The sequence below is a fragment of the Metabacillus sp. KH_069 genome, assembly GCF_057838075.1.
Genome location: NZ_CM174460.1, coordinates 3,301,987 through 3,324,695, shown reverse-complemented (window position 1 = coordinate 3,324,695; position 22,709 = coordinate 3,301,987). Strand labels below are relative to the sequence as shown.

23 protein-coding genes and 2 other annotated features are annotated in these 22,709 nt (G+C 41.4%); of the genes, 19 read left to right on the top strand and 4 right to left on the bottom strand.

What is annotated here, in order from left to right; translation table 11 throughout:
* Nucleotides 1–42: 42 nt before the first annotated feature.
* From ytxC to AC3ISE_RS16760, 7 genes are all read left to right on the top strand, one after another.
* Entirely contained in the window at nt 43–867 is an 825-nt protein-coding gene (gene ytxC, locus AC3ISE_RS16790) for a putative sporulation protein YtxC (RefSeq protein ID WP_489221849.1), read from the top strand.
* 346 nt (nt 868–1,213) lie between these two features.
* Complete coding sequence (thrS, locus tag AC3ISE_RS16785; RefSeq protein ID WP_489221848.1) at nt 1,214–3,145, top strand: threonine--tRNA ligase; 1,932 nt, start codon at nt 1,214–1,216, stop codon at nt 3,143–3,145.
* A 134-nt stretch (nt 3,146–3,279) separates the two neighbouring features.
* Nucleotides 3,280–3,409: a sequence feature (ribosomal protein L20 leader region), on the top strand.
* 58 nt (nt 3,410–3,467) lie between these two features.
* A complete protein-coding gene (gene infC, locus AC3ISE_RS16780; protein WP_180850219.1) occupies nt 3,468–3,986 on the top strand; it encodes a translation initiation factor IF-3 in 519 nt (172 codons plus the stop codon).
* Between the two features lie 21 nt (nt 3,987–4,007).
* Entirely contained in the window at nt 4,008–4,208 is a 201-nt protein-coding gene (rpmI, locus tag AC3ISE_RS16775) for a 50S ribosomal protein L35 (RefSeq protein ID WP_029279195.1), read from the top strand.
* Between the two features lie 27 nt (nt 4,209–4,235).
* Nucleotides 4,236–4,595: a 50S ribosomal protein L20 gene (gene rplT, locus AC3ISE_RS16770; protein ID WP_070877701.1), complete on the top strand. Its 360-nt coding sequence runs from the start codon at nt 4,236–4,238 to the stop codon at nt 4,593–4,595.
* 78 nt (nt 4,596–4,673) lie between these two features.
* Entirely contained in the window at nt 4,674–4,943 is a 270-nt protein-coding gene (locus tag AC3ISE_RS16765; protein WP_489221847.1) for a DUF1294 domain-containing protein, read from the top strand.
* 55 nt (nt 4,944–4,998) lie between these two features.
* A complete protein-coding gene (locus AC3ISE_RS16760; RefSeq protein ID WP_489221846.1) occupies nt 4,999–5,607 on the top strand; it encodes a TVP38/TMEM64 family protein in 609 nt (202 codons plus the stop codon).
* 6 nt (nt 5,608–5,613) lie between these two features.
* Here AC3ISE_RS16760 and AC3ISE_RS16755 read toward each other — a convergent pair whose 3' ends face one another.
* On the bottom strand, nt 5,614–6,009 hold the full coding sequence (locus AC3ISE_RS16755) for a sigma-w pathway protein ysdB (RefSeq protein ID WP_489221845.1): 396 nt from the start codon (nt 6,007–6,009) through the stop codon (nt 5,614–5,616).
* Nucleotides 6,010–6,147: 138 nt separating this feature from the next.
* On the opposite strand from AC3ISE_RS16755, the gene AC3ISE_RS16750 reads away from it, so the two are divergent.
* On the top strand, nt 6,148–6,636 hold the full coding sequence (locus AC3ISE_RS16750; RefSeq protein ID WP_489221844.1) for a dUTP diphosphatase: 489 nt from the start codon (nt 6,148–6,150) through the stop codon (nt 6,634–6,636).
* A 63-nt stretch (nt 6,637–6,699) separates the two neighbouring features.
* Nucleotides 6,700–7,785: a M42 family metallopeptidase gene (locus AC3ISE_RS16745; protein WP_489221843.1), complete on the top strand. Its 1,086-nt coding sequence runs from the start codon at nt 6,700–6,702 to the stop codon at nt 7,783–7,785.
* 31 nt (nt 7,786–7,816) lie between these two features.
* Here AC3ISE_RS16745 and sspI read toward each other — a convergent pair whose 3' ends face one another.
* Nucleotides 7,817–8,029 (bottom strand): small acid-soluble spore protein SspI, encoded by a 213-nt coding sequence (sspI, locus tag AC3ISE_RS16740; RefSeq protein ID WP_029279208.1) that lies wholly within the window; start codon nt 8,027–8,029, stop codon nt 7,817–7,819.
* Between the two features lie 169 nt (nt 8,030–8,198).
* On the opposite strand from sspI, the gene AC3ISE_RS16735 reads away from it, so the two are divergent.
* The 3 genes from AC3ISE_RS16735 to pheT all read left to right on the top strand — a co-directional run bounded on the left by AC3ISE_RS16735 (nt 8,199) and on the right by pheT (nt 13,126).
* Nucleotides 8,199–8,957, top strand: a complete 759-nt coding sequence (locus AC3ISE_RS16735; protein WP_489221842.1) for a TrmH family RNA methyltransferase — start codon at nt 8,199–8,201, stop codon at nt 8,955–8,957.
* 400 nt (nt 8,958–9,357) lie between these two features.
* Nucleotides 9,358–9,600: a binding site (T-box leader), on the top strand.
* Nucleotides 9,601–9,662: 62 nt separating this feature from the next.
* Nucleotides 9,663–10,697, top strand: a complete 1,035-nt coding sequence (gene pheS, locus AC3ISE_RS16730) for a phenylalanine--tRNA ligase subunit alpha (RefSeq protein WP_489221841.1) — start codon at nt 9,663–9,665, stop codon at nt 10,695–10,697.
* Nucleotides 10,698–10,711: 14 nt separating this feature from the next.
* Nucleotides 10,712–13,126, top strand: a complete 2,415-nt coding sequence (gene pheT, locus AC3ISE_RS16725) for a phenylalanine--tRNA ligase subunit beta (RefSeq protein WP_489221840.1) — start codon at nt 10,712–10,714, stop codon at nt 13,124–13,126.
* 53 nt (nt 13,127–13,179) lie between these two features.
* Here the strand turns inward: pheT and bioA are convergent, their stop codons facing one another.
* Complete coding sequence (gene bioA / locus AC3ISE_RS16720) at nt 13,180–14,559, bottom strand: adenosylmethionine--8-amino-7-oxononanoate transaminase (RefSeq protein ID WP_489221839.1); 1,380 nt, start codon at nt 14,557–14,559, stop codon at nt 13,180–13,182.
* Nucleotides 14,560–14,699: 140 nt separating this feature from the next.
* Here bioA and AC3ISE_RS16715 point away from each other — a divergent pair, with 140 nt between their 5' ends.
* Together AC3ISE_RS16715 and bioD are read left to right on the top strand one after the other, a co-directional pair.
* Complete coding sequence (locus tag AC3ISE_RS16715; protein WP_489221838.1) at nt 14,700–15,287, top strand: biotin transporter BioY; 588 nt, start codon at nt 14,700–14,702, stop codon at nt 15,285–15,287.
* Nucleotides 15,284–16,000, top strand: a complete 717-nt coding sequence (bioD, locus tag AC3ISE_RS16710) for a dethiobiotin synthase (protein ID WP_489221837.1) — start codon at nt 15,284–15,286, stop codon at nt 15,998–16,000. Before AC3ISE_RS16715 ends, bioD begins: the two co-directional genes overlap by 4 nt.
* A gap of 30 nt (nt 16,001–16,030) precedes the next feature.
* Here the strand turns inward: bioD and rnhC are convergent, their stop codons facing one another.
* Entirely contained in the window at nt 16,031–16,966 is a 936-nt protein-coding gene (gene rnhC / locus AC3ISE_RS16705; RefSeq protein ID WP_489221836.1) for a ribonuclease HIII, read from the bottom strand.
* Nucleotides 16,967–17,070: 104 nt separating this feature from the next.
* Between rnhC and zapA the strand changes: the two genes are divergently transcribed.
* The 5 genes from zapA to AC3ISE_RS16680 all read left to right on the top strand — a co-directional run bounded on the left by zapA (nt 17,071) and on the right by AC3ISE_RS16680 (nt 22,564).
* On the top strand, nt 17,071–17,343 hold the full coding sequence (gene zapA, locus AC3ISE_RS16700; protein WP_070876341.1) for a cell division protein ZapA: 273 nt from the start codon (nt 17,071–17,073) through the stop codon (nt 17,341–17,343).
* 8 nt (nt 17,344–17,351) lie between these two features.
* A complete protein-coding gene (locus AC3ISE_RS16695; RefSeq protein ID WP_489221835.1) occupies nt 17,352–17,894 on the top strand; it encodes a CvpA family protein in 543 nt (180 codons plus the stop codon).
* A 135-nt stretch (nt 17,895–18,029) separates the two neighbouring features.
* The gene (gene polX / locus AC3ISE_RS16690; protein WP_489221834.1) at nt 18,030–19,751 is read left to right on the top strand and encodes a DNA polymerase/3'-5' exonuclease PolX; all 1,722 of its coding nucleotides are present in this window, start codon (nt 18,030–18,032) and stop codon (nt 19,749–19,751) included.
* Nucleotides 19,752–19,780: 29 nt separating this feature from the next.
* Nucleotides 19,781–22,138 carry an endonuclease MutS2 gene (locus tag AC3ISE_RS16685; RefSeq protein ID WP_489221833.1) on the top strand — a complete coding sequence of 786 codons (2,358 nt, stop codon included), beginning with the start codon at nt 19,781–19,783 and terminating at the stop codon, nt 22,136–22,138.
* 21 nt (nt 22,139–22,159) lie between these two features.
* Nucleotides 22,160–22,564 carry a DUF350 domain-containing protein gene (locus AC3ISE_RS16680; RefSeq protein ID WP_489221832.1) on the top strand — a complete coding sequence of 135 codons (405 nt, stop codon included), beginning with the start codon at nt 22,160–22,162 and terminating at the stop codon, nt 22,562–22,564.
* The last annotated feature ends 145 nt before the right edge of the window (nt 22,565–22,709 follow it).

Below are 22,709 nucleotides of genomic sequence, written 5' to 3'. Positions count from 1 at the left end.
ATATAAATGAAATCAGGTATTGGCTAAAAAGGGGGGACAACCATGATCGAAATATTTTTCAATTCTCCGCATGAAGCAGAAACAGTCCACAATATGCTTGATCATGAACGCGATAAATGGAAAGCTGAGATTGTTAGAATAAAGGAACATGGAATTCAGATTATGAGCAATGATCCAGTTGAGATGATTAACGTCCTTCTGATTCCGGTGATCGTCCGCTACATCCTGAAGTACAAAGAATCTCACCTGATGCTGTCCATCATTAAAGACAGATTCTATTTTCAAGAGCCTGAGGAACAGCAGCAAATCATACATATTGCCGAGGCGATTATTGAAGGAGAACGCAGCGAGATTCCGAAAGTTGATCAGCTTCCATTAAGGGAAACTCCGATCTATGAAGCTCTGGCTGATTTTATCAGGCCTAATCTGTCTTTTGCGCTTCCATCCTTTATAAAATTCCGTCTTCACCAGTATGTGGAGCGTTTAAATAAATATATTGAGATTGCCATTGAAGAGTACAAGCTCGAGCAGGAATACCAGACATTTATTCAGAGTTTAAGAGATTATGCCATGAGCAGAGAAACGAAAGTGAACGTGCTTCATATCGTGCATGAAAAAGAGCTGACAGTTTACAATGAACAGTTTGCAAAACTGAGCCAGGATGAGCTGATGAAGTATATTGACAGGTCCTTTATTCATCAGCATCCTATGTACATTGACGCTTCGCTTTTGGCGCCGCTGGTGTCAATTGCTCCTAACAAAATTCATTTATATACCGATTCTCCAGACTTTGGCATGGTTAGAACCATACAGAATATTTTTTTAGAGAGAGTAAACATTTATCCGAGAAAAAAGGCGGGTATTTAAAAAAAAGCTGAATAATCTTGATTTCCCCTGGAAATGATTTTATAATACGTAATAAATACATGATAAGTTATGATGAGGACATGAGAGTGTTATCACGGCGCAAAGAGAGGGAAGTCAAGGCTGAGAGCTTCCTGGCATGAATAACCCGCTTACCACCTCTAAACTTCAGCTGTGAAAGGCATGATGCCGAGTAATCGCTGACGGGTATTCCCGTTACAGATTTTTTTGAGCCATTCACTTTAAGACGTGAATGGAAACAAGGGTGGAACCACGGCGAATAATCACTCGTCCCTTACTTTAGGGACGGGTTTTTTATTTTTCAAAAATTATCAAAGGAGTGACAAGGATGTCAGACGCTGTAAAAATTTCATTTCCGGACGGAGCTGTAAAGGAATATCAGGCAGGCACAACAACTGAAGATATTGCGGCATCCATCAGCCCGGGGCTTAGAAAAAAATCATTAGCAGGAAAATTCAATGGTGAATTGATTGATTTGAAAACACCAATCGATCAAGATGGAAGCATTGAAATTGTCACACTTGACAGTCCTGACGCATTGGAGATCATCAGACATAGTTCTGCACACGTGCTCGCGCAGGCTATAAAAAGAATCTACAAAGATGTGAAGCTTGGAATTGGACCGGTTATCGAGAACGGATTCTATTATGACATTGATATGGAACAATCGATTTCTGTTGAAGATCTACCGGCCATTGAAAAAGAAATGAAAAAAATCATCAATGAAAACATCGAAGTTGTCCGCAAGATCGTTACAAGGGAAGAAGCAAAAGCCATCTATGAAGAGATTGGCGATAATCTGAAACTTGAACTTCTGGATGCTATTCCTGAAGGCGAAAAGGTAACAATCTACGAGCAGGGTGAATTTTTCGACCTTTGCCGCGGCATACACGTTCCTTCAACTGGAAAATTAAAAGAATTCAAACTTTTAAGTGTAGCAGGTGCGTACTGGCGCGGAGACAGCAACAATAAAATGCTGCAGCGCATTTATGGCACAGCTTTTATTAAAAAAGCAGACTTAGATGAGCATCTTCGTTTATTAGAAGAAGCGAAAGAGCGCGATCACCGCAAGCTGGGTAAAGAGCTGAGCTTATTCACTACGTCCCAGAAAGTAGGTCAGGGTCTTCCAATCTGGCTTCCAAAAGGTGCGACAATCCGCCGTATCGTTGAGCGCTACATTGTGGATAAAGAAGAGCGCCTGGGCTACCAGCACGTTTACACTCCTGTTCTTGGAAGTGTGGAGCTCTACAAAACATCAGGTCACTGGGATCATTACCAGGATGACATGTTCCCTGCTATGTCTATGGACAATGAGGATTTAGTTCTTCGTCCAATGAACTGCCCGCATCACATGATGGTTTACAAACACGACATTCACAGTTACCGCGAGCTTCCGATTCGTGTAGCTGAGCTTGGAACGATGCACCGCTATGAAATGTCTGGTGCACTGAGCGGCCTTCAGCGCGTGCGTGCAATGACACTTAATGATGCACATATTTTTGTCCGCCCTGATCAAATCAAAGATGAGTTTATCCGAGTGGTGAGATTGATTGAAGAAGTCTATAAAGATTTTGGAATCAACGATTATTCATTCCGTCTTTCTTACCGCGATCCAGAGGATAAAGAAAAATACTTTGATGATGATGCAATGTGGGAAAAAGCTCAAAGCATGCTGAAGTCAGCAATGGATGAACTTGAACTTGATTATTTTGAAGCAGATGGCGAAGCAGCGTTCTACGGTCCTAAGCTTGATGTGCAGGTTCGCACAGCACTTGGAAAAGATGAAACACTGTCTACAGTTCAGCTTGACTTCTTATTGCCGGAGCGTTTTGATTTAAATTATGTCGGCGAGGACGGCAAACAGCATCGCCCGGTTGTTATTCACCGCGGGGTCGTATCAACAATGGAACGCTTTGTAGCCTTCTTGATTGAAGAATACAAAGGAGCTTTCCCGACTTGGCTCGCTCCGACTCAAGTGCAGGTTATTCCGGTTTCGCCTTCTGTACATCTTGACTATGCGAAAAAAGTTCAAGAACTGCTGCAGGCTGAAGGAATCCGCGTAGAGCTTGATGCACGCGATGAAAAAATCGGCTATAAAATCCGTGAGGCACAAATACAGAAAACTCCTTATATGCTTGTTGTCGGTGACAATGAAGCGGCTGAGTCTGCTGTTAATGTCCGCAAATACGGAGAACAAAAATCAGAGACAATTGCTCTTAAAGAATTTATCGATGGAATTGTTAAAGAAGTGAAGAGGTAAAATCTTCTCGAAAAAAACTATTGCACATCCAGTAAATGTTTGATACAATTCATTTTGTTGCAATAAAACCAGCATGACTTGACAGCGGAAGTTTTTTCGTGATATAATTTGCAGGGTAATTGAATAGAAGTTTGTCTTGCAAGCAGAAGCACCCGCTTCTCACCTGATCGACGCATCATTGCAGTCTGCAGGTTTACGACTATATATACTTAGTATACTAAATCGTAGTGTGGGTGTTTTGTGCGCCCACACTTTTTTGTTTTTCAAGAAAGTGTAGCACAAACAATTCATCTGTTCAGTTAAAAATCCTTGGAGGTGGCTAATTATTAGCAAAGACATGATGGTAAACGATGGAATTCGCGCTCGTGAGGTTCGTCTGATTGGTGCAAATGGCGACCAGCTTGGAATTAAATCTCGCCAAGAGGCGCTTGAGATTGCTGCCAGATCGAATCTTGATTTAGTTTTAGTTGCTGCAAATGCGAAACCACCTGTATGTCGCATAATGGACTACGGCAAATTCCGTTTTGAGCAGCAAAAGAAAGATAAAGAAGCACGTAAAAATCAAAAGATCATCAGTATTAAAGAGGTTCGCTTCAGCCCGACAATTGATGAGCATGATTTTAACACAAAACTTAAGAATGCACGCAAGTTTCTTGAAAAAGGCGATAAAGTGAAAGCTTCTATCCGTTTTAAAGGCCGTGCAATCACTCATAAAGAAATTGGTCAACGTGTTTTAGACCGTTTTTCTAAAGCTTGTGAAGATTTAAGTACAATTGAGTCTCATCCGAAAATGGATGGACGAAGCATGTTCTTGGTTCTAGCACCTAAAGTAGAAAAGTAAAGATACGAGGAGGAATACCTTATGCCAAAAATGAAAACTCATCGCGGCGCTGCAAAGCGTTTCAAAAAGACTGGATCAGGTAAATTAAAACGTTCACACGCTTACACTAGCCATTTATTTGCTAACAAATCTACAAAAGCAAAACGCAAACTTCGCAAAGGCACTTTAGTAAGCAAAGGCGACTTCAAACGCATCCGTCATTTATTAGATAATATTAAATAATTCGTTTTCACATAGGAGGGAATTGACATGCCAAGAGTAAAAGGCGGTACTGTCTCACGTCAAAGACGTAAAAAAGTTATTAAATTAGCTAAAGGTTATTACGGTTCAAAACATACATTATACAAAGTTGCTAATCAGCAAGTAATGAAATCATTAATGTATGCTTACCGCGATCGCCGTCAGAAAAAACGCGATTTCCGTCAGCTTTGGATTACTCGTATCAACGCAGCTGCTCGCTTGAATGGTCTTTCTTACAGCCGTTTAATGCATGGCTTAAAGCTTGCTGGCATCGAAGTAAACCGCAAAATGCTTGCTGAGCTTGCTGTAACAGATGCTCAAGCATTTGCTCAATTAGCAGACGCTGCTAAAGCTAAATTAAACAGCTAATCATTGCTGAAAAGGTCATTCTCACCGTTTGAGAATGGCCTTTTTTCACATTTATTTTTATAGAAAGGGTGCAAGTTGATGGCGCTTCTGATTGGATATTACATAATACTGAATATTTACGGCTTCTATTTAATGGGAGCAGATAAAAATAAAGCGAAAAAGGGACAATGGAGAATCAAAGAAAACACGCTTTGGCTTATTGGCTTCATTGGGGGTGCGATCGGGCTGACAATTGGAATGAATGCATTCAGGCATAAAACGAAGCATCAATCGTTTGTTGTCGGTCTGCCTGTTTTGATGGTGATTCATCTCGTCCTGTTCAGCTATTTTTTATATAAGATGTCATAATGCCGCTATAAAACAGATACAATTTAGTAACACGTTACTCACAAAAAGTCATCTTATGAACTGCATGAAAGAGGTGAGAACAATCGATCTTGCAACTTCAGCAGTCGTTTCAACGGTTCAGTCCACAGGCTTTCTGGCACCGCTCTTTTTTATCTTTATGCACATCTTAAGACAGTTTTTATTCATTCCTGTGGTTGTCATCTGTATCATTGGAGGAATACTATTCGGAACTCAATTTGGGACCTTTTATTCGATTATCGGGCTGACTGTCGCAAGCATAAGTTTTTATATCCTATCAAAACAATTTCCTTCTTTTTTGGAGCGGTTTTCAGGATTAAGGAAAAAATGGCTTGGTAAATACACGAGACTTTCTGTAGGACAAATCATTGTTCTTAGAATGATCCCGTTCGTTAACTTTTCCATTTTATCATTATGCATTCTTGACCGGTCGACATCATTTAAAGATTACGCAAAGCTTTCTTTTTGGACTCATATCCCTGCAGCCTTTTGTTTTACATCCTTTGGGGCTTACTTTGGAAAATTCTCGCTTATTACAACAATTGTATTAATTGGAACGCTGATTTTATTTGTTTATTTGCTGAGGGAAAAAAGAGTGGTCTTAAAATGGAACGATTTCTTTATAAAATCAATGGAAAAGCCGTGACCTCTGTCACGGCTTTTTGCTTTTTAATAATAATTCTTTTACTGGACTTTTCCAATCGAGTGCGGCATGAGGATATTGTTCCCTCACTTTTTCCTCAACAAATTCAAAATCAGAGAGAGAAAGTCCTTGGAGTTTACTTGGACTGCCGGTCCACATAAAGATGGATACAACCTCAAACGCCAGATCTGTTGTTCCAAGGTATTTCTCGCCTTCGAACAAAACACCCTTGTAGGTTAACAAAAAGTTTTTGCGCACGTTGTCACGGTCATCAAGCAGGAAATACTCTTTTTGCTCCTGTGCAAGCTCAAGCTTCCGCTTGGGATTCAGCACATATTTTACAAGAGAATAAAGGACAAAGACAATAAGAGCAAGCAAAAGTAATCGTAACAGGATTACTATCATGGTAGTGCCTCCCAAACGTATTTTGTTACAATACGTTTGAAGCATTCATAAAGTTTCAGTTTTTTTATGGAAGTTCAGATTTTTTTTGAAGTGAAAAGGTGCAAGTGTTAAACTTGGCGAGTATAGGAGTGATAAACAATGAATTTTTTGAAGCTGTTTGAGATGCAGAATGATCTTGATTCGAAAATTGAAAAACAGCACGGTTTGGAAGAAGAACCGCTGCTTGAAAAGAAAATTTTAGCTTTGCTGGTTGAGGTAGGCGAACTGGCCAATGAAACAAGATGCTTTAAATTTTGGAGTTTAAAGCCCCCGGCTGAAACAATCGTTATTCTTGAGGAGTATGTGGATGGCATACATTTCATTCTGTCGCTTGGAATTGAGATAGGCGTGACAGATGGTGTTGAGTTTGATTTAGCCGCTGATGAAAATTCCTTAACAGCCCATTTTGTGCTTGTTTATGAAAAAATTGCGCAGTTTGAAAAAAGCCGTTCAGAAGCACACTATCTAGAACTGTTTCGACAGTATCTTTTGCTCGGAGAAGCTCTTGGATTTTCACCTGAAGAGATTGAGGCTGCTTATGTTAAAAAAAATGAAGTCAATCACGATCGTCAAAAACAAGGGTATTGAGAATTTTGAATTACTTTCCAGCGTCTAGTATAATAGTAATTAATAAAAGAGGGGGGTAAACTGATGGTGAAATTAGACGAAACACTGCAGATGCTGAAAGATTTAACAGATGCAAAAGGAATTCCCGGCAACGAAAGAGAGCCGAGAGAAGTCATGAAGAAATACATAACGGCATATGCCGATGAGGTAACAACAGACGGTCTTGGGAGCTTGATAGCCAAAAAAACAGGCAAAGAAGGCGGCCCGAAAATTATGGTTGCGGGTCATTTAGATGAAGTAGGCTTTATGGTTACCAAAATAGATGATAAAGGATTTCTCCGTTTTCAGCCGGTAGGCGGATGGTGGTCGCAGGTTATGCTCGCACAGCGTGTGACGATCAGCACCAAAAAAGGGGACGTGACAGGTGTGATCGGATCTAAACCGCCGCACATTCTTCCTCCTGAAGCAAGAAAAAAACCGGTCGATATTAAAGATATGTTTATTGATATCGGTGCATCAAGCCGTGAGGAAGCGATGGAGTTCGGGGTCTTGCCTGGAGATCAGATCGTTCCTTATTTTGAATTTACAGTTATGAACAATGAGAAGATGCTTCTTGCGAAAGCATGGGATAACCGCATCGGCTGTGCAATAGCAATTGATGTCCTTAAAGGGCTGAAAGACGCCAACCATCCAAATGTTGTTTATGGGGTCGGAACGATTCAGGAGGAAGTAGGTCTTCGCGGAGCGCGTACTTCAGCACACGTAATCCAGCCTGATATCGGTTTTGGTGTCGATGTCGGGATCGCAGGCGATACACCTGGGATTACAGAGAAAGAAGCTTCAAGCAAAATGGGGGAAGGCCCGCAGATTATTCTTTATGATGCATCAATGGTTTCTCATAAAGGACTTCGTGACTTTGTTGTCGGGGTTGCCGATGAACTCAGCATTCCATACCAATTTGATGCGATTGCAGGCGGCGGAACCGACTCAGGCGCCATTCATATGACAGCAAACGGTGTACCTGCGCTTTCCATTACAATTGCAACGAGGTACATTCACTCTCATGCAGCTATGCTTCATCGCGATGATTATGAAAATGCAGTAAAACTGATTACTGAGGTTATTAAACGTCTTGATGAAGAAACCGTTAAAACAATTACCTTCGATTAATCATAAAAATGCTGGGCAGATTGCCCAGCATTTATTTCTTTTTTAAACCTTCTTCAAGAATCGTCAGCATTTCATTTTTCTCATCCTCGCTTGAATTCTGCCAGATTACCTCGAACAGAACGCCTAAGCCAGGAAGCATTTTTTCTTCTCCGTTTTGAATGGCATCTACAATTGTATCCTCCAGCTGACCTTGATCATTGCCTGATACATTTGAGATAATGGCATTTCTTAAATTTAAATCCATCATTATCACTCCATATCTTATAATATTTACCTACCCATATCCTGTGTTATTTTGTGTTTTTTATGTATGTTTTATAAGATATAATATAAAAAGCTGGACAAGAGAAAAAAGTGATTCAGAATCACCTAATTATATAGAAGAAATGCAGCAGTAAAGGAGCAGTATACTCGTGAAACGAATTGAATCTTTGCAAAATCAGAAGGTTAAGCAGTGGCGTAAATTACATACAAAAAAAGAACGTGACACAACAAATACATTTTTAATTGAAGGCTTGCATTTAGTAGAAGAAGCTTTAAAGGATAAATCCGTGATTAAAGAATTGATTATTTCAGAAGAAACGGACATTCCATCTCACTGGAATGCGGATGACCTGTCAATTACATATGTCACAAAAGAAATCATGAAAGCTATCTCTGAAACCGAATCGCCTCAGGGTGCAGCCGCAGTCTGTGTTCAATCAGAAAAGCACGAAATCAGTGCCTGGAAAAAGGTCGTACTGATAGATGCAATCCAGGACCCTGGTAATTTAGGGACAATCATCCGGACTGCAGATGCTGCAGGCATGGATGGAGTCATTCTTGGTGACGGGACAGTTGATGCATATAATTCTAAAGTTGTCCGTTCCAGTCAGGGATCAATCTTTCACATTCCTATTGTAAAAAGGAAATTGAATGAGGCAATCTCAGAGCTTAAACAGCAAAATGTCTCCATATACGGAACCTCGCTCCAAAATGGTGTTGATTACCGCAAAACGGAAGCAGCAGCTTCATTTGGCCTGCTCATTGGCAATGAGGGTAGCGGAGTAAATAAAGAATATCTTCACCTTACTGATCAAAATCTGTACATTCCAATCCTCGGAAAAGCGGAATCCCTAAATGCAGGGATTGCAGCGGGAATTCTTATGTATCACTGTATTGGGGATCAATAAGGGCGGAGTTTTCGCAGCTCCTTATTTATTCCGGTGTGTCTGGAAAATAAAATTTCAAATTTGGCTAGATGCCCCTCGGCCAGAACAGTCGGCTCCGCTTTTCGGTGTTGTCTAGCTCCATCGCCCAACTCCTCAGCCAGAACGGATCCGGCAGTAAAGGCAAAAAGCGCCTTTTCTGTCGGATCCTTATCTGTCTGTCGGAGCTAACCGGGCGATTCCGCTTTTCGGCGGTGTCTAGCTCCGCCTCCTAGTCCCTCGGCCAGAACAAATTCCCCCAAAAAGTCAAACCCGGACTTTTCGGGTGAATTCTTATCTGTCTGTCGGGCCTGAACAGTCGGCTCCGCTTTTCGGTGTTGCATGAACAATTTCTTTTCATTATAATAAGATACAGTTACATACTCTAACAGCGATGATAGAGAAGAGTAGTTTACGGGAGCGTCAATCAGGGAGAAAATGCCGGTGACTGAGAGCATTTTTTTGACTGCGGTAAATGAATTCACCTCTTTAGCTGGCATCAGGACCATTCGGCTTTTGAATGTAAAGGTGTTCCGGATCAATTCCGTTATCTTAGAACGAAGTGAACAGCTTATGTTTTTTGGGCTGTTAACAAGGGTGGTACCGCGATATTCAACTCGTCCCTTTTTTGGGCGGGTTTTTTATTTTGGAAAAAAATGATCATTCATTTGAAATAAAGGAGGAAACAGCATGCAGGAACAACTGAAACAGCTTCAGTTAGAAGCACTTGAAAAAATACAAACAGCAAATGATTTAAAAAGTCTGAATGACATCCGTGTCTCATACTTAGGAAAAAAAGGACCGATTACAGAAGCGCTCCGCGGTATGGGGAAATTATCTGCAGAAGAGCGTCCGTTAATGGGTGCCCTTGCAAATGAGGTCCGTGAAAGCATTGCGACGAGCATTGCAGCAAAACAGGAAGGCCTTGAGGAAGCTGCGGTTGAGGAAAAACTGGCTGCAGAAACAATTGATGTGACTCTTCCTGGACGTCCGGTTCGAGCTGGTAACCATCATCCTATTACAGCAGTTATTGAAGAAATTGAAGATCTGTTCCTTGGCATGGGTTATTCAGTTGAAGAGGGTCCTGAAGTTGAAACAGATTACTTTAACTTTGAAGCATTGAATCTTCCAAAAGGGCATCCTGCTCGTGATATGCAGGATTCGTTCTATATTACAGATGAAACGCTGCTTCGTACACATACATCCCCTGTTCAGGCCAGAACGATGCAAAAGTACAAAGGTCTAGGGCCTGTTAAAATTATTTGTCCTGGTAAAGTGTACCGCCGCGATAACGACGATGCGACACATTCTCATCAATTCACTCAAATTGAAGGGTTAGTAATCGATGAAAACATCAGCATGAGCGATCTAAAAGGAACACTGGAAGCCTTTGCTAAAAAGATGTTTGGAGAAGACCGCGAAATTCGTTTGCGTCCAAGCTTTTTCCCATTTACAGAGCCTTCAGTAGAGATTGATGTTTCATGCTTTGCTTGTGGAGGACATGGGTGCAATGTATGTAAAGGCACTGGCTGGATTGAAATTTTAGGTGCTGGAATGGTTCATCCGAACGTTCTTGAAATGGCTGGATTTGACTCGAAAAAATACAGCGGATTTGCATTTGGAATGGGCCCTGAGCGCATTGCCATGCTGAAATACGGCATTGACGATATTCGCCACTATTACACTAATGATGTTCGTTTCTTAAAACAATTTAAAAGAGCATAAAAGGAGGTTTACTGATGTTTGTTTCATATAAATGGCTGCAGAATTACGTTGATCTCAGCGGAATATCAGCAGAAGAACTGGCAGAAAAAATCACTAGAAGCGGGATTGAAGTAGAAGGTGTTGAAACACTGAACGAAGGCATGAGCGGTGTTGTAATTGGTCATGTGCTTGAAAAAGAACAGCATCCGAATGCTGATAAGCTGAACAAATGCTTAGTAGATGTCGGAGGAGAACTGCCTGTGCAGATCATTTGCGGTGCTGCAAATGTTGATAAAGGCCAAAAAGTAGCGGTAGCAACTGTGGGTGCCGTTCTTCCTGGAAACTTTAAAATTAAAAAAGCTAAGCTGCGCGGCGAAGAATCAAACGGAATGATCTGTTCTCTGCAGGAGCTAGGAATTGAGTCAAAGCTTGTGGCAAAAGAATTTTCTGAAGGGATTTTTGTTTTCCCGAATGACGTTCAGCCAGGTGCAGATGCTCTTGCCGAGCTGAGCCGTGATGATCAGATTCTTGAGCTTGGATTAACACCTAACCGTTCAGATTGCTTAAGCATGCTTGGTGTCGCACACGAAGTAGCTGCGATTTTAGGAAGAAGTGTCACTTATCCGGACCTTACTCATGCGGAAGCTTCTGAAAGAGCTGCAGATTATATTTCAGTTACAGTCCAGGCTAAAGAAGAGAATCCATTATATGTAGCGAAGGTGATCCGCAATGTGCGTATTGCACCATCACCTCTATGGCTTCAAACTCGGTTAATGGCAGCAGGAATTCGTCCTCATAATAATGTTGTGGATATTACCAACTATGTATTAATTGAATATGGCCAGCCTTTGCATGCCTTTGATTATGACCGCTTAGGTTCAAAAGAAATTCTTGTCCGACTTGCTGAAGCTTCCGAAGAAATCATCACCCTGGATGGCCAAAAGCGTATTCTGTCACCTGAACATCTTGTTATTACAAATGGAAAAGAGCCAGTTGCTCTTGCAGGCGTAATGGGCGGAGAAAATTCTGAAGTTCATTCAGATACAACAACGATCCTGCTTGAGTCTGCGTACTTCAATGGTCAAACTGTCCGCAAAGCTTCAAAAGATCATGGACTCCGCAGTGAAGCAAGTGCGCGTTTCGAAAAAGGCGTCGATCCAAACCGTGTGCGTGCTGCAGCAGAACGTGCAGCACAATTAATGATTGAGCTTGCAGGCGGTGAGGTACTTAATGGTTCTGCAGAAGTAAACTACTTAGAGGCAGAACCAGCTGTAGTCGGCATTCCTGCAGATAAAATCAACAAGGTGCTCGGAATGAACATTTCAGTTAATGAAATTCAGTCGATTTTCACTCGACTAGGTTTTGAGGTTAAGGAAGATAATGGAGCATTTGCGGTTACAGTTCCGACAAGACGCGGAGATATTGCGATTGAAGAAGATTTAATAGAAGAAGTAGCCAGACTGTATGGCTATGATAATATTCCTTCCACATTCCCGGTCAGTGCATCTTCACCAGGCAGACTGACTGAATATCAGTCTAACCGCCGCAAAGCACGCCGGTACTTAGAAGGAGCAGGCTTGTACCAGGCGATTACCTATTCATTAACAAGCGAAGAAAAAGCATCTCAATTTGCTCTTGAAGCATCAGACTATACTCGTCTTGCTATGCCGATGAGCGAAGAGCGCAGCGTGCTCCGCTTAAGCTTGGTTCCGCATTTGCTGGAAACACTGAAATACAATCTTGCTCGTCAAAATGACCAAGTTGCGCTTTATGAAATGAGCTCCGTTTTCATTTCAAAGGGAGCAGGCGAACAGCCTGTTGAAAAAGAACGGTTAAGCGGTGCTGTTACTGGTTTGTGGCATTTAAATCAATGGCAGGGCGAAAAGAAGCCGGTAGATTTCTATGTAGTAAAAGGAATTCTTGATGGATTGTTTGATGTTCTTGGATTAAAAGAGCAGATCACATACAAACAGGCTAAGCGCGATGGGCTTCACCCTGGACGTACGGCTGAAATCTTGCTTAATGGCCAGACTGCCGGATTCATCGGCCAAGTTCATCCAAAACTTCAAAAACAAATGGACCTGACTGAAACATATGTATTTGAACTTGCCTTACAGCAGCTCCTGGAGACGAATCTTGAAGAATTAAAGTTTTCTGTGATTCCTCGTTTCCCTTCAATGACACGGGATATTGCTCTTGTTGTTGACAGAGGAATTGTTGCAGGCGATCTTAAAGAAACGATTTCTGAAGCAGGCGGCAAGCTTCTAAAAGAAGTGTCTGTATTCGACTTATATGAAGGCGATAGACTGGAAGAAAATAAGAAGTCACTTGCCTTCTCTCTGCGCTATTTCGATCCTGAGCGTACATTAACAGATGAAGAAGTAACGAAGGCTCATGAAAAAGTGCTTCGTGCTGTTGAAGAGAAATATGCAGCGGTGCTGAGAGGTTAATGATTGACATGAAAAGCAGTGTAATCTCAGAGATTACACTGCTTTTTTTCCGTTCAGTTTTTCTCTGTCATGTCTCTTATAGACTGATAAAGAATATCAGCCATCTCATCCAATTCCTCTTTTGCAGCTGCAAGGGGCGGCATAAATACAATGACATTTCCGAGTGGTCTGAGGAGCATGCCGAGTTCTCTTGCCCGTCTGCAGACTTTAACTCCCACCCTGTCCTTCCAATCAAACGGTTCGGCTGTGTCCTTATTCTTCACTAATTCAATCCCGATCATAAATCCTTTTTGCCGGATATCACCCACGTGGTCCAACTGTGAAAAAGCTGTTAATCGAGTTGCCAGATATTCTGACATGTTCTCAACTTCTTGTACGAGATTCCGCTTCTCTATTAATTCAAGATTTGCAATGGCAACAGCACAGCCTAAAGGGTTTCCTGTGTAACTGTGACCATGGAAAAACGTTTTTTGCTCCTCATAGTCTCCTAAAAATGCACTGTAAATCTCTTCAGAAGCAACTGTAATGGCGACAGGAAGATATCCGCCTGTCAGTCCTTTTCCAGCGGTTAAAAGATCAGGAGTTACATGCTCGTGCTCACATGCAAACATTTTCCCTGTTCTGCCAAAACCCGTAGCGACTTCATCCGCTATCATTAGGGCGTCATATTTTGTACAAAGCTCTCTGACGCCTCTCAGGTAACCTTCCGGCATCACAATAATTCCGCTTGCACCTTGAACAATCGGTTCAATAATCAGAGCAGCAATTTCATCAGAACGTTCTGCTAATAGATTCTCTAATTCATTTAACGATTCATGAACGATGACAGTTTCAGAATTGCCGAATGGTGAACGGTATACAGCAGGGTATGGAATTTTAATGCAGTCAAAAAGCAGGGATGAATAGGCTTTATGAAACAGGTCGATGGCTCCTACTGAAACCGCGCCTATCGTATCTCCATGATAAGCTTCCTTCATCGTGATAAATTGTCTCTTATTCCCTTTTCCTTTATGCTGCCAATATTGAAAGGCCATTTTAACAGCAATCTCTACAGAAGTGGCGCCTGAGTCTGAATAAAACACCTTAGTGAGTCCCTCTGGCATAAGTTTAATGACTTTTTCGGCCAAAAGAATGGCAGGAACATTTGCCATGCCAAGCAGGGTGGAGTGTGCTACTTTATCCAGCTGCTGTTTGATTGCTTCATTTAATTCTACTACATTGTGACCGTGTACATTTAACCAGATGGAAGAGACGCCATCCCAATATTCTTTGCCATTTACATCTATCAGTTTTCGTCCTTTCCCTTCAGCAATAATAACAGGCTGATCTTCTATGTAATCTTTCATTTGAGTAAAAGGATGCCAAATATATTGCTTGTTTTTTGCTGCCAGTTCTTCGTAGCTGATATCAGCGAGTGCCGGACTTTTGTACATGGTGAGCCCCCTGTAAGAATTTTTTATAACTCTATCGTATAAACAGAAAACACTATATGTCAACCAAAGAATAATTTAGTTGACATATATGTTTTGATGTAGATAAAATGAAGAAAAATAGAATGAGAGGAAGAAAAAGGATGAAGCGTTCACTGTCGGTCTATTCCATTTCAGTTGTATCAATGTTTGCTGCTCTAACAGCAGTAGGAGCCTTTATTAAGATACCGATGCCGGTTATTCCATTTACTTTGCAGATTCTATTTGTCTACCTTGCAGGTGCCCTTTTGGGGAGCAAGCTTGGTGCAATGAGTCAAATGCTGTATATTGGGATCGGACTTGCCGGGCTTCCGGTATTTTCAAGCGGAGGAGGACTTTCCTATATTTTTCAGCCGACATTCGGTTATTTAATCGGATTTGCTGCTGCAAGTTTTGTCATCGGCTATATCCTTGAAAGGTGCAATAAGCCAAAGCTGAAGCATTTTCTGTTTGCTCATTTTACTGGTCTTATCATTGTTTATTTATTTGGCGTAGGCTATTTATATCTCTCGTTAAATACATGGATTGGAACAGGGATTTCATTTAGCGCAGCATTTTACAGCGGTTTTCTGCTGAGTGTATTCGGCGACTTGCTTCTGTGTTTTGGAGCTGCTTTATTATCACTAAGATTGTATAAATCCGTGCGCAGGCCATTGGTCAATGTCTCCTATTCAGGGGAAGCGAAGGGATGAGCGGGATATTTATTACTGGCACAGACACGGGAATCGGAAAAACGTTTGTAACCGCTTATTTAATCGGAATGCTTCAGCGCTCGGGGATAAAAGCCGTTCCGTACAAACCTATTCAAAGCGGAGGAAGGCTGGAAGGGGGCTGTCTGGTTTCAGAGGATATTGAAGAATATCGTCTGGCCGCAAATTTGCCCTATCAGCAAGATGACCTATGTACTTACTGTCTGGAAGAACCCCTGTCCCCTCATTTAGCCGCGCAAATATCAGGCACTAAAATTGATAAGGATCGACTGGTCAATCAATATCTCAAGCTTCAAAAGGAAAACGATATTGTGATCGTAGAAGGGGCAGGCGGGCTGGCAGTGCCTCTTGCTGAAAATGAAGATGGATTCTATTTAACGAAAGATCTTATTAAAGAGCTGAACATTCCTGTCCTGATTGTTACTCATCCCGCACTTGGAACGATTAATCACTCCTTGCTGACAGCAGAATATGCAAAGAAAAACGGGATAGCCGTTCTTGGATTTATCATCAACAACATGTCTCAGGAAGAGTCTCTGATGGAGCAGGACAATGTTAGGATGATTGAGATTTTGAGCGGAGTTCCTGTAATTGGGAAAATTCCATACTCGAAGGGGAAATATGAAAGTTTATTAAATAGTGAGCCTCTTATTCCCATCGATCAAATATTAAAAAAACAGCGGCAAAATCAATGAGATTTTGCCGCTGTTTTTATTAGGTTTAATCTATCTTTTTTTCTTGGCAGCCAATTTTTTTGCTTTATCTGTATTGGCAAAATGAAATTTTGTTAAGTTTTTCAATGTGTCTTCACCTTTTTTTATAATAATGGCTGCTGCCGCTTCGTCAACCTTTGCTCCGGCACCTTTAGGGAGTATCATCCCGGCTTTTTCAGACAGACGATCCATTTCCTTGAGGAAAGCATATCTTGCCAAAATGGAAGCTGCTGCAACCGCCAGGTGGATTCCTTCTGCTTTTGTACTGAAAAAAGTATTTTCTTTCCGGTAGGAATTTCCGCTAAGATGCTTGAAATAGATGGAAGGCTCTGCAAACTGATCGATTAAAACACCTTCAGGAATTTCAGGTGCGATCTTATCGTAAAGTTTGTTGATCGCCTGATTATGAAGGATGGCCTTCATTTTCCCCTGTGACATTCCCGTGCTCTGCAGCTGATTGTATTTTTCATTATGCAGAACCAGCAGGCTGTAAGGAATGATAGAAAGAAGATCTTTGGCAATGGCCGTAATTTGTCTATCATTCAGATGCTTTGAATCTTTCACTCCCAATTCCTGAAGGAGGGGAATCTGTTCTTTTTTTACATAGGCTGCTACAACAGTAATCGGCCCAAAGAAATCGCCTGTTCCGACTTCATCCGATCCTATTATAGAGAGAGTTGATATGTTCGCCGGCGGACTAAAAACAGTAAGAGGCTTCGAAGGTTTCTTAGTAGTCTTTTGTTCAGGTTTTGACCACTTTTCTGCTTCTTCTGCGGCCAGATTGCCCTGAAACAGAACTTTGCCTGATTTGTAGGCTGTAATGGTACACCCATTTGATTTAGCAGTAAATACAGCACCCGGCGGGAGCTTTGAGCCTAGATCCGAAGAGTAGTAGGATTTCATTTTCAGGATGGTCGGCTGATCAATTTTAATAACGGCATTGGACAAGAGATGACACCTCTTTTAAAATATGATTGATACTGGATATTGATTGGCATTATCTTTCCATTATACTAGATATCATGTTATGATAAAGATTAGGATTCTCAAGAATGGAGGATTTTTCGTTGGATAACCACTCAAAAAAGAAAACGACAGTTGATATATATGGACAGCAATTTTCAATAGTAGGCACGGAGAGCACAAGTCATGTGCGCCTGGTGGCTTCTATTGTTGATGATAAAATGCGTGAAATCAGCAGCAAAAGTCCTAATCTGGATATAAATAAGCTCGCAGTTTTAACTGCAGTGAATGTTGTGCATGACTATTTAAAATTAAGAGATGAATTTGAAAAACTAGAGAAACAAATCATAGAAAAGGATTGACGCGGTAAATGCTTGATATTGCACTTTTCATCATTTTGGCCATGGGCCTGTTAGTCGGATTAAAACGCGGCTTTATTCTTCAATTCATACATCTTACAGGGTTTATCATCGCCTATATTGTAGCATATAAATACTTTGGTGTTTTAGCGCCAAAGTTAGAGCTGTGGGTTCCTTACCCATCACTTGGCGAGAGCGGATCCGCTATATCCTTTTTTACAGGCGGAAATCTTGAAGATGCTTACTATAGAGCGGTAGCGTTTGTCATTTTATTTATCGGCACAAAGATTTTGCTGCAGGTAGTAGGATCTATGCTTGATTTTGTTACATACCTTCCAATTCTAAAACAGCTGAATAAATGGGCTGGCGCCCTCTTAGGATTTCTCGAAATCTATTTAATCCTTTTCATCTTGCTGTTCATTGGCGGGCTTCTTCCTATTCCGGAAGTCCAGTCAGCAATGGGGGATTCAGGACTTGCAAAGGTTATCGTTCATCACACGCCGTATTTTTCTGATAAAGTTCAGGAATTATGGCTGCAATATGCACCGAATTAACTTCTCCTCCAATTAGGAGAAGTTTTTTTGGTAAAAGGTCTTTTATCCCTTTGTTGTACTTTTGGAGAAAATATTTGTATCATTTTAATTAAGCCCCAATAGATGTAAAACGACTTGACCCGAGGTGAAAGAACAATGAGCGTACATAAAAAAGATGTCATTAAATTACTTGAATATATAGCTGTACACATGGAACTTAAAGGAGAAAATCCGTTTAAGATCGCTGCTTTCCGGAAAGCTGCCAATGCACTCGAAACAGATGAACGAAGCTTGTCTTCAATCGAGGATTTTACAAAAATCGCAGGAATCGGAAAAGGGACAGCTGCGGTCATTACTGAGTATATCCAAGAAGGAAAATCAAAAACAATGGAGCAGCTGCAGTCAGAAGTTCCCCAGGGACTTATTCCGCTCCTGAAGCTGCCTGGACTTGGCGGTAAAAAAATTGCAAAGCTTTATAAAGAGCTTGGGGTTACGGACGTTGATTCTCTTAAAAAAGCTTGCCTTGAAGAGAAGGTCCAGAGTCTTGCCGGGTTCGGGAAAAAAACAGAAGAAAAAATTCTCGCTGCGATTGATGAAATTGGAACCCGTCCTGAGAGGCTGCCTTTATCATTTGCACTGCCGATTGCAGAGGAAATTGAGACGTATTTAGAATCTTGTGAAGAGGTTCAAAAATACAGCAGGGCAGGCAGTCTCAGACGAATGAGAGAAACCGTCAAAGATTTGGATTTTATTATCGCAACTGATCATCCCCACTATGTCAGAGATCAGCTCATAAAAATCCCGAATATCTCAGAAATCATTGCAAATGGAGACACAAAGGTCTCTGTGCAGCTGCAGTATGAATATGAAATCGGAGTGGACTTTCGGTTAGTGACTCTTGATGAATTTGCCACGACACTTCATCATTTCACTGGTTCAAAGGATCATAACGTAAAAATGCGGCAGCTGGCAAAAGAACGCGGAGAAAAAATCAGTGAATATGGGGTTGAAAATAGTGAGACAGGTGAAGTGATCACATTTTCAACAGAAGAAGAATTTTACGCTCACTTTGATCTTCCTTTCTTTCCTCCTGAGATCCGCGAAGACGGGACGGAAGTAGAAAAATACTTGAAGGATACCAAGCTGATATCTGCTGATGATATAAAAGGAGATCTTCATATGCACTCGACTTGGAGTGATGGAGCCTTTACAATCAGTGAAATGGCAGAGGCGTGCAGAATGCGGGGGTATCAGTATATGGCCATTACGGATCACTCTCAATATCTTAAAGTTGCAAATGGTCTGACTCCTGAACGATTAAAAGCACAGCGGAATGAAATTGACAAATTAAATGAACAGTATGAGGATTTTAAAATTTTCGCAGGAGTTGAAATGGATATCTTGCCGGATGGCTCTCTTGATTATGATGATGAAGTACTAGAAGGAATGGACTTTGTTATCGCGTCGATTCATTCCAGCTTTTCTCAATCACAGGATATCATCATGCAGCGCCTGAAAACGGCTCTAGAAAATCATCATGTGGATATGATTGCACATCCTACAGGCAGACTGATCGGCAGAAGAAGCGGATATGAGCCGGATGTTGACATGCTGATTCAGCTTGCAAAAGAAACAAATACTGTTTTAGAGCTGAATGCAAATCCGAATAGACTGGATTTGAGTGCTGAGCATATTAAAAAAGCGCATGAATCAGGTGTAAAACTTGCAATCAATACAGATGCACATAATATAGACATGCTTGAAGATATGAAAACAGGTGTTTCAACAGCAATAAAAGGATGGGTGAAAGCAGAAAACGTAATCAATACGTGGGATCTGAATCAGCTGCAATCCTTTTTTAACAGGCATAATAAGTAGCCTAAAAGACAGCAAGGAGGCTGTATATCGTGCAGCAGCGTGTGTTAAAAGTATTAGAATTCAATAAAGTAAAAGAACAGCTTTTAAAGCATATATCTTCTTCATTAGCAAAGGAAAAAGTGGAGAGGCTTGTTCCATCCACTGATTATGATGAGGTAAGAAGATGGCAGGAACAGACAGATGAAGCTGCAAAAGTCCTTAGGCTGAAAGGAAATGCTCCTCTTGGCGGTCTCGTTGATATTCGCCAGAGCATTAAACGGTCTAAAATCGGCGGTATGCTGAATCCGCATGAGCTGATGGAGATTGCGGGAACTCTTTATGCAGGCAAGCATATGAAGCGGTTTATTGAGGACATGGTGGAAAATGGAATCGACATTCCTCATCTGGAGGGATTTGCAGCAGAGATTGAGCCCATGCAGGAGCTGGAGCAGCACATTCTTCACTGTATTGGCGATAATGGAGAAGTTCTGGACGGAGCAAGCGATGCTCTTCGTTCGATTCGGACATCATTAAGAACGACAGAGTCACGGGTGAGAGAAAAGCTTGAGTCGCTGATCCGATCTTCTTCTGCTCAAAAAATGCTTTCTGACGCGATTATTACTATACGCAATGACAGATATGTGATTCCTGTTAAGCAGGAATACCGTTCAGCATACGGCGGAATTGTCCATGATCAGTCTTCATCAGGAGCAACGTTATTTATCGAGCCGCAGGCAGTAGTTGACTTAAATAACACGCTTCAGCAGGCGCGCATGAAAGAGAAGATTGAAATTGACCGCATCTTAACAGAAATGACGGTGAAAGTTGCTGAAGAAGCCGAACCTCTCTTGATTAATGTAGAAGCACTTAGCGAAATGGATTTTATGTTTACGAAAGCAGCGTACTCAAAAAAAATAAAAGCTTCAAAGCCTGAAATGAATAACAGCGGAAGAATTAAACTTTTCAAAGCAAGACATCCGCTTTTAAACGCGGAAGAAGTTGTCGCAAATGACATTGAACTTGGCGCTGAGTTTACGACAATTGTTATAACAGGGCCGAATACAGGAGGAAAAACAGTAACCCTGAAAACAGTCGGTCTGTTTACATTGATGGCCCAATCAGGACTGCAGATTCCATCTCTTGACGGCTCCGAAATGGCTGTGTTTGAAAATGTATATGCGGATATCGGAGACGAACAGTCGATCGAGCAAAGCTTAAGTACATTTTCTTCTCACATGGTAAACATTGTTGATATTTTAAAGCGTGTTGACGATAACAGCCTGGTATTGTTTGATGAGCTTGGTGCAGGAACAGATCCGCAGGAGGGGGCTGCACTTGCCATCTCCATTTTGGATGAAGTTCACCATCGCGGTGCCAGAGTGATCGCCACAACGCATTACCCTGAACTGAAAGCATATGGATATAACCGTGAAGGTGTTGTCAATGCAAGCGTTGAATTCAATATTGAAACATTAAGCCCTACTTATAAGCTTTTAATCGGCGTTCCCGGCCGAAGCAACGCATTTGAAATTTCAAAGCGGCTTGGCCTTATGCAAACAGTCATTGACCGTGCAAAATCCCATATGAGTGCTGAGAGCAATGAAGTAGATTCAATGATTGCGTCGCTTGAAGAGAGCAAAAAACGCTCTGACTCAGAGCTTACTGAAGCAGAAGAACTGCGCAAAGACGCAGAAAAGCTTCATTCAGAGCTGCAAAATCAAATTCTTTCATTCAACGAAGAACGCGACAAGCTTTACGAACAGGCTGAAAAGAAGGCGGCAGAAAAAGTTGAAGCGGCAAAAGCAGAAGCAGAGTCCATTATCCGCGAATTAAGGAAGATGCAAAAAGAACACCGAACGGGTATTAAAGAACATGAATTAATCGATGCTAAAAAACGTCTTGAAGAAGCGGTGCCTGAATTTGAAAAAAGCAGCAAACAGCCGAAAACGAAGACGCAGAAGCATCAGTATGCAGAAGGCGACGAAGTGAAGGTCATCAGCTTCAATCAAAAAGGCCACTTGCTGTCTAAAGTAGGCGATAAGGAATGGCAGGTGCAGATAGGCATTCTGAAAATGAAGGTAAAAGAAGATGATCTGCAGTACATCAGCAGACCTAAGCCTGTCGAAACGAAACCTCTTGCAATGGTAAAAGGAAAAGATTATCATGTCTCCCTCGAACTTGATTTAAGAGGCGAACGGTATGAAAATGCCCTCCTTAGAGTAGAAAAATATATGGACGATGCCGTACTTGCCGGCTATCCGAGAATTTCCATCATTCACGGAAAAGGGACAGGAGCACTTCGGACAGGTGTGCAGGAATACTTGAAAAAGCACAGAAATGTTAAGAGCACCCGCTACGGGGAATCAGGCGAAGGCGGTTCAGGCGTTACGATTGTTGAATTAAAATAATCGAAATATGGGAGATAAGAAATGAATCAATTTTGGGAGAATGAATTCGTTCAGACTGCAGCTTATTTTAGCGTCGTCATCTTATGTATTGTTGTGTTTCTGACCATTTTTGAACTGGTGACCAAATATAATAACTGGGAAGAAATTCAAAAAGGCAATCTTGCAGTTGCAATGACGACGGGCGGCAAGATATTTGGAATTGCCAATGTATTCCGTTTTTCAATCGGGCAGCATGATACGCTATTTGAGATGGTCGGCTGGGGAATGTTTGGTTTCGTTTTATTGCTTTTAGGCTATTTTATCTATGAATTTTTAACGCCTAAATTCAGAATCGATGATGAAATTCAAAATGACAATCGTGCGGTAGGCTTTATTTCCATGGTCATTTCAATTGGTCTGTCCTACGTGATCGGCGCAGGCATATAAGGGGAGAAAACAGTGGAAACATTAGCGAAAGTACTGCTTGGCATATGCGGTTTGTTTATTGTAGTAGGCATTATTTTTATGGTTTTTTTCGCTTGAAAAAATGAATATTATGAAGAAAATCCGGATCTCATGACATGAATCCGGA